Origin of the sequence: Flavobacterium sp. 9, assembly GCF_002754195.1 — a bacterium.
Taxonomy (GTDB): Bacteria; Bacteroidota; Bacteroidia; order Flavobacteriales; family Flavobacteriaceae; genus Flavobacterium.
On the sequence record NZ_PEEU01000001.1, the window covers coordinates 920,170 to 932,065 of the forward strand.

Genomic DNA, 11,896 nt, shown 5'->3' on the forward strand with positions numbered 1-11,896 from the left:
AAAAGTCATTCTCATAGATTTTCTATTAAATTCCTGTTCTTTTAGAAACTGAAAGATATAATTACTTCCGTTTATATAATAATTCGATATTATCTTTATTTAATTATTAATTGCCTTCTCCTTTTTCCGGTTCCATTTATCATATTGTTAATTCATATAAAATATAAAGAGCAAAACTTGTTTATTATTCAATTCTTTGTTCTTTCAAATACAGATATTTATCTATATTTGTTTTTTACAAAATCGATTTAGTAAATTAATCCGAAAGTAATAAAAAAAACCTGTAGCGTTATAATTAAAGATGATTTAACTACAAAGTTCGCTAAGATTTTTTTAAAGGTATCGTTTTATAAAAACATAAAATTCGCAAAGTTTTGTATCAATCTGGCTTTGCAAACTTTGTGTTTTCTGTGTGTAAAGCAAAATTAAATCTTAACGCACTTTGCGTTTAAAATAACTAGAAAAACCAACAAACCAAACAAAACCACAACATGAAAAAAACTTTATTTACATTCTTTGCCTTTTTCATAATCTCTTTGTCATTTGCTCAAAAAACAATTAAAGTTAGTTATCAAAGAAGTTACAACGGAAAACTGATCGAGAATCAGGATCCATTGTTTTTATATACTTCAAAAGACTTGAGTTTGATAACGACGGATAAAATCATGCAAAAAAAAGCAGATTTTCCATTCGAGCAGACTTTTGTAGATTTTAATACCAAAACGATTTTCCAATTGGCGCAATTAACCGTAAACAAATCAATTTTAGGTCAGGACGCCGAAGCTTTAGGAAAGCAAAAATTTGAATTCAGTACTGAAACCAAAAAAATTCTGGGCTACGTTTGCAAAAAAGCTGTTACTTCTGTTAACTCCAATAGAATTGAAATTTGGTATACGAATGAATTAGGATTAAAAGGAGGACCTGGTGTATTGGGGCAAGATTTAGGTTTGGTTTTAGAAACAAATCGCAATGGAAATTCTATAGTTACGGCTTCAAAAATCGAAACTTTAAAAACAATTCCATTATTTTTAAAAATCCCTGCGGTTCAAACCGTTGATCAATTGACTTATAAAGATCTATTATGGAAAAGCCGTTTTGTAAATATCGCTGTTTTCAATAAAGAACAAATTCATTTTGCAGGCGATGCAAAATCAAATGACAGCATTTTTAGATTTGCAAGCGGAACTATAATTGTCCGAAAAGTAAAATTTCCTGAAATAAAAAAAGGAAGTGCCATTTTTGCCGATGTAACTCAACAATCAAATGGTGATGCTTACGACAGAACTGGTTCGGTTTTTATGATTCCAACTGATAAAAAAACTTCTTTTCTGGACGGATTAAAAAATGGTGTCCAGACATTACCCGTTTATGAAAACGGAAACGGTAAAAAATATCAAGGTGTTGTGGGAACTAACGACTATACTCCTTTATTGGAAATGATGCGCTTTTTTACTCCTTTTGGTGTGAAGCATTTCAATTATTTACAACTAAAAAACAAGGTTTGGCAGGATAGTGTTTTCTATCGTCAGGACATTTCATTATTACAGCCTAAATTAAGCAATCAGGAAGTATATATAGGGATGTTTATTGGTAATTATGATGCTGGCGGACATAAAGCGAGTTTGAATATTTCGATTCACCAAGGTGAAGATAACAATGAGAAGGGCGATTTTATTTTGCCGCTTTTCAATACTTTGAATGTAATGGAAATGGCAGGACAAGATTACGCTACAATGTTTGACAACGAAAAAGGACTCGAAATGACTTTTGAAGTACCAGAAGGATACAAAAATTTTAAACTGAGTTATACTACAACTGGTCATGGAGGCTGGGAAAATGGCGATGAGTTTTTACAAAAAAAGAATACCATTTTTATTGACAACAAAGAAGTTTTTGGATTTACTCCGTGGCGCACCGATTGCGGTTCATACAGATTAAGTAATCCCGCTTCTGGGAATTTTGGTAATGGATTATCATCATCAGATTTAAGCCGTTCTAACTGGTGTCCGGGAACAACTACCAATCCTAATTTGATTGATTTAGGAAATCTTTCGGCAGGAAAACATACGATTCACGTTTCGATTCCGATGGGAAAACCTGAAGGAACCAGCAGCAGCGCCTGGAATGTATCCGGATTTTTGATTGGAGAAAAATAAACTACTCTGTACCAAAATTGCAGAGGTTTATTTTATGAAGAACTAAAGGTTCTTCTATTTTAAAACCGGGTTAACGATTTAAAAAAATATATAGATTAATTACATTGAATATCATGTTTAAAAAAATTATTTTCCTCTCTATTGTCGCTTTTATAGCAACTGAAAAAGGAACCGCACAATCAACATTTTCAGCAAAAAGATTCCTTCAACACGATACTTATTTGGCGTCAGATAAGTTAGAAGGTCGTCTTGCCGGAACAAAGGGCAACAATGAAGCGGCAGCTTACATCAAAAAATATTTTAAAAAATTTGGATTGAAAAAATTCAACAACAATTATTATCAGCCGTTCAAAATATTCATAAAACCCGATATCAACAAAATGAAATCGGATAGCGTATCGACTCAAAATGTGGTAGGTTATATAGAAGGTTCTGATGAAAATCTAAAAAAAGAATTCATCGTGATTGGGGCACATTATGACCATTGGGGATGGGGCGGAAAAGGTTCCGGCAGCAAGAAAAAAGATACGATAGCAATTCATAATGGAGCTGATGATAATGCTTCTGGTGTTTCGGCCCTTTTATCAATTTTGGAAGAACTTCATCATAATAAAATTGCTCCAAAAAGAAGTATCATCTTTATTTCTTTTAGCGGTGAAGAAGAAGGTTTATTGGGTTCTAAGTATTTTGTTAATCACCTTCCGGTAGATAAAAGTGCTGTAAAAGTAATGATCAACATGGATATGGTAGGGAGATTGAACGATAAAAAAGAATTGTATATGGGCGGCGCTGGTACTTTTCCAGATGGTGTCGAATTAATGAAAAAACTAGGCGAAGGCAGCGGACTTAATCCAATTGTTTTTGCAGGAGATGTAGGTGGTTCTGATCATGTTACGTTCTACAAAAATAATATTTCTGCTATTGGATTACATACTGGCGGACATCCACAATATCACACTCCGGAAGATGATACAGCTTTGATTAACAGCGAAGGAGCAGTTTTGGTTTGTCAATACATTTACAATGCCTTGACTTCTATTGCAAATTATGGGCAATCTTTAAGTTTTATTAAGCAAGACTAGAATACTTCAGCATTCTCTCTAATATTAACTTAGAGCAATTATTGAAAGAAAGTAAAAGCATATTTTTAAATAAAAATCGGCGAACTGCGCTAAAATTAACAGCAAGTTCGCCGATTTTTTTGTGCTATAACAAATAATACTAATCAAGAGTTGAAAGTCAATAATTTGCACCATTAGGCACGAGATATCGGTAGTCATAACGGTTCGGAATTCGTTGGCATACGCAACAAAATGATAAATATTGCGTACCTACGGCACGCTAAACTTAACTTATTCCAATTCTTATTTTCTACCAATATTTAGTGCCTAACGGCACATTTCAACTCTTTATAAGCATAAAACAAAGTGGTACATATATTTATAAAGAAAACCCCATCGTCAATTATAAATCGACTTTGGGGTTTTCTCATTACTAACCAAAATTTAAACTTAAAAATGAAATTATTTTACGTCCCAGAAAATTTTAGTATTTAAATCGTCTTTGTCTTTAACTTTATTATAATTATCTGTATTATAAACTCTTTCAGAATTTGGATATGTCCAACGCGTTGGTGGAGTTTTTCTAATTGAACTTGTCTCATCATCCATGAAATAAAATGCCGGAAGTTTCAATCTTCTTTGTTCCGCCCAAGATTCATCAGCTTGCATTACATTGTAGTGAATGTACTTTTGAAAAGCAATCAACTTCAATTGATCAGCAGCTGTTGTAGCTCCGTCAAAGTTAATTTTAGCAATATAAGCATCAACCTCAGCCACTGTTGGTTCAGTAGTTGGTTTCCAGGTAAGAACATCAGCTTTGTCTCCTAATCTTACATAATATTCGATAGATTGTCTGATCGCTTTCTCGAAATGTACTTTTGCTGTAGCAGCATTTCCGTTTCTTGAATAGTACTCTGCAAGAATCAGGTTTACTTCGGCAGCATTTACAACTGTTCCTGGTAACCATTTATTTTTGCTGATTACAGATCTATTGTAGATTGCGATTTGAGTATCAGCAACTAACTGCTCCTGAACTCCGGATGTAAGCGTTGGATCAAGTCCTACATAAGCTGTTGCGCTTGCTCCTTTTTCAAACAACCAAGGTTCACGCGGATCATTATTGGCATTCATGTGATCAATCATTGGTTTTGGGGCAATGTTGTTTCCTCCTGATTCTAAAGCATCAAAGAAACCTGCGGTATCTAAATCAGTATCCTGAGTATAAACTTTGAAAGCAATATTCTCTGAGGTTTCGTCTACAAGTTTTCCTTCTGCAATGATCTCAGCCATTTCTGTACTAGCTCTGGCTGATAAAGTAGGAACTGCAGAAACTCTGTTTAACATTTTCAAACGTAAAGAATTACAGTAGTTTTTCCAGCTTACCAAGTTTCCTTTATTAATCAGGTCTTGATTTTTAAATACTGTTTCTACTCCGGTAGCCAAAGTAATTGTATTTAATTCAGTAGAAAAAGCTTTCAAATCGTCTAACATCTTAACATAAAGCTCCGTTTGACCATCATACTTAGCAGCTGCTTTACTATAATCACCACCTGTCATACTAATTTTACCAGCTTCAGAGAAAGGAATATCTCCAAAATTATCAATCATTTTTGACGTATGATCATACAAATAAATGGTTGCCGTAATCATGTAGATTCTATTCGCTGCCTGATCAGCAGGAGATAAAGAACCCATCACTTTTTCTAACTCTCTATATTGAGCAATGAATTTGTAATACCTGTTCCATCTGTCTTTTCCAGCTTCTCCTACAACATAACGACCTGTTGAATTAACAAATCCATGAGCCTGAGTATAGCTTAAAGAAGTCGTTCTTATTACTGTAAAATAATTCCAATACGATGGGATTACATCCTCAAAGTTAATTTTCATGAAACCGGCAAACTGTTTAGGCACAGTTGTCGTTGTTACTGTTTCCGGATCTCTATACGCATCTGCAAAATCACTCTCTGAACAAGAGCCTAGAAAAATTGCTGCTGTCGCAAATGATATATATAATAATTTTCTCATGTTGTCTATTTTTTAATTATAATTTATCCAATTAGAAAGATGCTCTTAACATTACTCCATAACTTCTTGTAGAAGGAGTTAATCCTGCATTGTTTACGTTTTGAGTCCATTTTGTTCCTGCTGTAGTTGCTTCAGCATCCATATCCTTAATTGTTCTGTAGATATAAAACAAGTTACGACCGAAGAAAGACAAACTCAATTTTGTAGCGCCAAATTTACTTGCATAAGCCGCTGGCACATTAAACGCAAGAGATACCTCTCTTAATTTAACATAATCATTCTTTTGAATATACAATTCATAACGTGAGCTGCTGTATTGAGGACCTCCCCAGTTGTAAGTCATGTTATAATAACCTGCCTGAGAAATTACGTTTGTATTTGGAGAACCATCTGCAGTTACACCGTTCATTAACATACCATCGCGGTATAATACCTGACCTCCTGGTCCTGCAGTTGCGCTATTAGGAACCTGAACTCCTTTACCATTTTCCATATAATACGTTAAACCACCACGCTCATTTGTACTGTATTTCAATGATTCTTCTGTCAATCCTCTTGCAGTCATCCAGTTAATACCTGTTGGCATCAAAGAACCTCCATAAGAATAATCTATATTTACATCTAATGTGAAACTTTTATAAGTAAATGAGTTTAATAATCCTCCTACACCTTTAGGCATAGCACTTCCGTATTTTACCCATTTATCTCCATCAATCATTAAGAATCCATCAGAGTCAACCATATCTTTACCACTAGCATCAGTTTTAACAGGGTGTGCATAAATACCTCCCATTGGATCACCTACTACAGATTTCAATTGAGCCGCAGACCCATCATAATCAGCATGTAATAATTCTGTTGCACCGTTAGCCAATTTTACAACTTTGTTGATATTTTTTGCCCAGTTTAAAGTTACATCCCAAGAAAAATTCGCTGTTCTGAAAGGAGAACCTGTCAAAGCAACTTCAAATCCTTTATTACTCAACTCTCCTACGTTAGCCAGGATACTACTAGCTCCAGTCGTTGGTGCCAAAGTCAAATCAAGAATCTGATCCTTTATCTTTGCATTATAATAAGAAAAATCTAATCCTAATCTTCTGTCGAAGAATTTAGTTTCAAAACCAAGCTCGTATTCATTTTTCATTTCAGGTTTGATTCCCTCATTTCCATACTTGTCTTGAGAATTTGTAGTCAACACTGGATTTGGAGTTCCCTGAGTTCCTAATGTATTTTGTATGAATGCCACATTTGCTCCATAACGACCCGGATAGCTACCCACAATACCCCAAGAACCACGCATTTTTGCATAACTGATAAAGTCTGGCAATTTTACCGCATCTGATAATACAAAACTTGAATTTACAGAAGGATAAGTAAAGGCATTATTATTTGGGTTCATTGTAGAAGTACGGTCTCTTCTGATAGTTCCTTCAACAAACAAATAATTTCTGAAGCTTCCGCTTAAAGTTCCAAAAACAGCATCTTTTAAAGTCTCTTCTCTTTTTGAATCACTAGTAGCGATACCTATAGAAGATTTTAGATCATACCATCCTTCAACACTTAAACCACCTTTAGTAGAACGAGATAATGTTCTGTAAGTTTCTCTTGTAGCAGAATAACCAACAACAGCATTTATACCAAAATCTTCATTGATTTTTTTGTTGTAAGTCGCTAATAAATCGCCATAAAGAATATTATAATCCTGACCTTCCATCATAAAAGAACCTGAACGATCTCCCTCGTTTCCAAATTCATAAACCAAAGGTACTTCTACTGGATTTTTATTCTCAATATTTATTGCAGTTAAATCAGTCGAAACACGACCACGTAATGCTAAATCTTTGGTAACAGAAAGCGTTTCAGTAACACTTGCGATTAAACGGTTTGTAATCTCATCTTGCTGTTTAGCACCTGTATTCCAAAAATAATCAGCAATATCTCCTCTGAAACCATTACGGTAAATATTTTCAATTGGAGTTAAGCTTTGAGTATCTTTACCTATTACGTATTTGTACCCTAAACTAGTTTTGTATTTAGCTTTGTACCAATCACCATTATCAAATGGGCTAAGCATACCAGTAAAGTTATTAACCAAACGATCCATAGCAAAAGTACGGTTCTGTAAATTTTGATTCATATAACTCACAATAACATCCGTTTTTAATTTACCTGTTTTGAATGACGCATTTAGGTTAAAATTATTCTTTTTGTTATTGTTCCCCATACTTAATGCTTCTGATTCAATACGTGTGTAAGAAAAACGAATACTACTGTTTTCAGTATTATTTGAAAGCGCAAAGTTTGTTGTCGAATCCCATGAATTTTGGAACATATTTTTGTATCCATCTCTTTGAGCTGAGTAAGGACGAATTACTCCATCCCAAGTCATAACAGGCTTACCGTCAAACCAAGGACCAAAGTTATTACCACTATTTGAAACTCCTCTCGTTTCAAAAGTACCATTACCATCTACATCATAATGAGCAAATCCGTCTGGAGCTAAATATCCTGTAGAATAATTCGCATTTGTCCAACCTGGTCCTCTTTCGTATTGAAATCTAGGCAAGTATGCAATTTCATTACCAGAGTAACTAGTACTAAAGTCAATACCTAATCCTTTTTTTCCTTTACCAGATTTAGAAGTAATCAATACAACTCCGTTTACAGCTTCAGAACCATATAATGCAGCAGCAGAAGCTCCTTTAAGAATCGAAATATTCTCAATATCTTCAGGATTAATATCGGCTAAACCATTATTTTTTACACGTTGTTGGTTCCAATAATCATTGTTGTTAACCTCTCCATCACGAATAGGCACACCATCCAAAATAATAAGTGGCTGATTTCTACCGGTTATTGAGTTTATACCACGAATCTGAATATTGATTGCTCCGGCTCCACCTGGAGTAGAACTAATACGCACACCTGGTGCCTTACCGTACAAACCATTAGCAATGGTAGGCGAAGCTGTTTTTACTAATGCATCTGCTTTAATAACACTTGTAGCATACCCAATTGATTTGTTCTTTTTAGTTTGTCCTAAAGCAGTAACTGTAACGCCATCAAGTTCGTTAGTCGCAGTTGCTAATTTAATTTTCATTCCATCAACAGCTTTTAGTTCTGTTGTTTTAAAGCCAATAAGGCTTACGATGATAGTAGCTCCTTCTTTTACTGAAATTGTAAATGCTCCATTTTCATCAGCTGACGCTTCTACTTTCGTTCCTTTTTCTTTAACAGTAACAAATGGAATAGGCATATTTGCACTATCTGTAATTACTCCGGAGATTGTTTTGTTTTGTGCGCTCACTCCTTGAGAGCACAATACCATTAGAAAAACTAACAGTGATTCATATAACAGTTTTCTCATAATTAAATTGGTTTGGTTTGGTTTGTAATTTTTTTAATTAAAAGGTTTGATTTCTTAAAAAATATGAAACTAAAACCTTTAATTTTCTATTACCTAATTTCCCTGATCAAGGATTTGGTAACAATTAAGTTTCGTTTAACATTTCTCTTTTTCTTTTACCTCATAAGCGTTTTTTTGTTTAATAATTTGATTAGTCATTCTGAGTTTCTTCTATATACTACTATATCGTTTTAGTAATTTGTTTTAAAAAAAAGGGCGCAATTATTAAACCGATTCCCTTATAGTTAGACTGCCTTTTTTCTTTTCTTTCTCAATCTTATAATTAGTTCCCTCATTCATTTGCTTCATCAATAACATTACAGTTTTTTTTCCCATCTCTTCGATTGGCTGAGATAAAACAGTTATAGAAGGAGAATGCAGTCTAAAACTGTCGTGATCATCAAAACTAATTACTGCTTTATCAGTAGGGATTTTTAGCCCTAATCTTCTAAATGACTGCAAACCGGCAAGCAACAAATAATTTGCGCTAAACAAAACAGCGTCAACTTCTGTATTATTACTCAAAAATTCAGAGATCTTTTCTATTCGCTCCTCTTCAGTGATGTGATACTCCAAATCCAAAACTCTGGAATTATCATATAAACCAACTCCTTTTAAAGCATTCACATATCCTTGCTTTCTTAAATTCATCTGAATCAACTCCGAGGAATTAGTAACAAATGCAATTTTTTCGAATCCTTTTTTCAAAAAATAATGAATAGCAGTTTGGGCTCCTTCAAAATTATCCAGAACGACATGACTTACATCCTGCTCTTCAAAATACCTGTCAAGCAAAACAACCGGACATTGAAGTTCTAACAATCGATCGATAGTTTTTTTCATATTCTCTGTAGGAGTTATAATAAAACCATCAACATTAGCCTGCAATAAACTATTAACTAACTCGACCGCACGCTCATCATTTCCGCCAGTACTACAATAAAAAACTCTGTAATTTAAATCTATTGCCTCCCTCTCGATTACTCTTGCCAAATCAGAAAAAAATTGATTTGAAATATCTTCCACAATAAGCCCAATAGATCTTGTTTTTCCCGTTCTCAAACTACTTGCGATCATATTGAGTTTGAACTTCATTTCTTCAGTAACTTTAAGAACTTTCTTAATCACTTCTTTACTGATCCCCATCTTCTCCCCTTTATCATTCAGAACAAATGAAACCGTAGTAACCGATACATTTGCAGCTTTCGCGATATCTTTAATAGTGATCTTTTTTTTCATCAAAAGTTAATATTATCTTAAAGTTAAGTTAATTTGTTATTGACAAATATATAGTTATAAAACGATTTACAAAAACGATTTAGTATTTTTTTTACACATAATTACAACTTTTAACATTTAAAAATAACAGAACGAAATTATTCTCTAAATACCCTGAAAACAAAACAAATACACCCAATTAAGCGAGTACTATTTTTCTCTCAAACAACAATAATTGTTTTAAATTTAAGAAAAATTAAAATCGCAAAAAAGAGTACCTTAAAGTCAATAAAACCATTAAAAAATTAACATAAATATATGTTAACTAAAATTTATACAATAATTCATCCTTGTCGTTCATTTCATGATTTTCATCAAAAAACATTTCTGATTTTTTCTTCATTTTCAAATTCATTAACCAAATTATTTTTTCTCTCATTACGCATTTTTTTAGCCATTTTTAAAAATGTAGTTTTTTCTTTATAATTATTTTTTTTCAGCATAAAAAAAACATCAAAATGGGTTGTTTTTTTCTCTAATTCTTCCTTTAAATCGCTAGTTAACAATGCTTATTTCTCCATTAGTCATTAAAAAAACATTCTACTTTTTGCTAAATCGATTAAATAGATTAGATAAAAAATGTCATCTACAAATGAAGATGACATTTTAAATTCTTTTAGTTCGTCAGAAAACCACCCTGACCTCTGTATAATTTAACTGGTGCGTCTAATGTAACTTTAATGCAAGTCACATATTTATCGGCAACATTTTCCGGCAAATCAATATAAACTAATCCAGGAACAGCACTCCAGGAAATTTTTCCTACTACTTTATGAGTCAGCTTTACATTTGATCCCAAAACAGTTATATCCTGAATTTTATTATCGAGTCCTTTCAACATCAACTGGCCTGAAGTTTTTCCGTGAACAAATAAATAAAGCGTTTTCGAATCTTTAGAAAGTGTTGTAGGTCCATAAAAATGCCCTAACGGAATTCCGGGAATAGTTCCAAAAATTCCCTCACCGTTTCTTCTGTTCCAATCACCAAGTTCTTTCAGCGTAGAAACAACAGTTTCAGGATAAGTACCGTCAGGTTTTGGTCCGATATCTAATAATAAATTTCCTCCGTTTGAAACTGCATCCACAAAAATTGTGATAATTTCATAAGGTGTTTTCCAATTGTTATCACTCACACGATATCCCCAGTTTTCATTCATAGTCATACATAATTCCCACCATTTGAAGGCAGGACGCACCACCGGAAAATTTTGTTCAGGAGTATCATAATCACCATATCCCTGTAGACGTCCGTTTATGATCGTATTTGGATTTCTCTCTAACATCATCTTACGTGTTTTTTCAGCTTGCCATTCCTCTGCACTATGTTCCCAATCACCATCAAACCACCATAAATCCGGATTGTACCAATCAGAGATTTCTTTAATTTGTCCTTGGTAGAACTTTTGGAAACGTTCCCAACGAGCTGGCTCTTTTTTAATATCATAACGTGATTTATCTTTCAGGAACCCCGGATAATCATTGTGCGTCCAGTCGATTAATGAAAAATAAGCACCACATTTAATATCTCTTTTGCGTAATTCTTCAAAGAAAGGTTTCACCATATCTTTCTTAGCAGGACAGGTTTTTACTGAACTTAATTTTCCTAATTTGGTATCATACATCGCCACACCATCATGATGTTTTGTTGTAATTACTGCATATTTTGCACCTGAATCTTTAATCATATCAGCCCAAGCAGCAGGATCATAGTTACTCAAAGTGTAGCTTTTTTGTTGTTTCATATAATCTTCAACAGAAATTTTTCCGTTGTGAAAACTCCAGGATTCAGAAACATCGGCAACGGAGTAAATTCCGGCATGAATGAAGATTCCTAATTTAGCATCTTCAAACCATTTCATTTTTTCAGCGATATCTTTTGCGGCAATTTTGTTTTGCGCAATACCTGTGATAGTAGTTCCAACGACTAAAGCTGTTAAAATTATTTTCTTAATCATTTTCTTTTATTAT

6 protein-coding genes are annotated in these 11,896 nt (G+C 33.6%); 2 read left to right on the top strand and 4 right to left on the bottom strand.

Going from position 1 to position 11,896, the window contains the following annotated elements; all coding sequences use genetic code 11:
• The first annotated feature begins 491 nt into the window (after positions 1 to 491).
• The gene (locus tag CLU81_RS03240) at positions 492 to 2,156 is read left to right on the top strand and encodes a GLPGLI family protein (RefSeq protein ID WP_099708514.1); all 1,665 of its coding nucleotides are present in this window, start codon (positions 492 to 494) and stop codon (positions 2,154 to 2,156) included.
• A 113-nt stretch (positions 2,157 to 2,269) separates the two neighbouring features.
• Positions 2,270 to 3,238: a M20/M25/M40 family metallo-hydrolase gene (locus CLU81_RS03245; RefSeq protein ID WP_099708515.1), complete on the top strand. Its 969-nt coding sequence runs from the start codon at positions 2,270 to 2,272 to the stop codon at positions 3,236 to 3,238.
• 441 nt (positions 3,239 to 3,679) lie between these two features.
• On the opposite strand, the gene CLU81_RS03250 is transcribed toward CLU81_RS03245, so the two are convergent.
• From CLU81_RS03250 to CLU81_RS03270, 4 genes are all read right to left on the bottom strand, one after another.
• The gene (locus tag CLU81_RS03250; RefSeq protein ID WP_099708516.1) at positions 3,680 to 5,245 is read right to left on the bottom strand and encodes a SusD/RagB family nutrient-binding outer membrane lipoprotein; all 1,566 of its coding nucleotides are present in this window, start codon (positions 5,243 to 5,245) and stop codon (positions 3,680 to 3,682) included.
• Positions 5,246 to 5,276: 31 nt separating this feature from the next.
• Positions 5,277 to 8,612, bottom strand: a complete 3,336-nt coding sequence (locus CLU81_RS03255; protein WP_099708517.1) for a SusC/RagA family TonB-linked outer membrane protein — start codon at positions 8,610 to 8,612, stop codon at positions 5,277 to 5,279.
• Between the two features lie 264 nt (positions 8,613 to 8,876).
• Complete coding sequence (locus CLU81_RS03260) at positions 8,877 to 9,890, bottom strand: LacI family DNA-binding transcriptional regulator (protein ID WP_099708518.1); 1,014 nt, start codon at positions 9,888 to 9,890, stop codon at positions 8,877 to 8,879.
• A 655-nt stretch (positions 9,891 to 10,545) separates the two neighbouring features.
• Complete coding sequence (locus CLU81_RS03270) at positions 10,546 to 11,883, bottom strand: alpha-L-fucosidase (RefSeq protein WP_099708520.1); 1,338 nt, start codon at positions 11,881 to 11,883, stop codon at positions 10,546 to 10,548.
• Positions 11,884 to 11,896: the final 13 nt, after the last annotated feature.

What these genes read in the sequence shown, in the direction of transcription:
- CLU81_RS03255 (WP_099708517.1), bottom strand. Translation starts at nt 8,612, where the DNA reads ATGAGAAAACTGTTATATGAATCACTGTTAGTTTTTCTAATGGTATTG.
- CLU81_RS03250 (WP_099708516.1), bottom strand. Translation starts at nt 5,245, where the DNA reads ATGAGAAAATTATTATATATATCATTTGCGACAGCAGCAATTTTTCTA.
- CLU81_RS03240 (WP_099708514.1), top strand. Translation starts at nt 492, where the DNA reads ATGAAAAAAACTTTATTTACATTCTTTGCCTTTTTCATAATCTCTTTG.
- CLU81_RS03245 (WP_099708515.1), top strand. Translation starts at nt 2,270, where the DNA reads ATGTTTAAAAAAATTATTTTCCTCTCTATTGTCGCTTTTATAGCAACT.
- CLU81_RS03270 (WP_099708520.1), bottom strand. Translation starts at nt 11,883, where the DNA reads ATGATTAAGAAAATAATTTTAACAGCTTTAGTCGTTGGAACTACTATC.
- CLU81_RS03260 (WP_099708518.1), bottom strand. Translation starts at nt 9,890, where the DNA reads ATGAAAAAAAAGATCACTATTAAAGATATCGCGAAAGCTGCAAATGTA.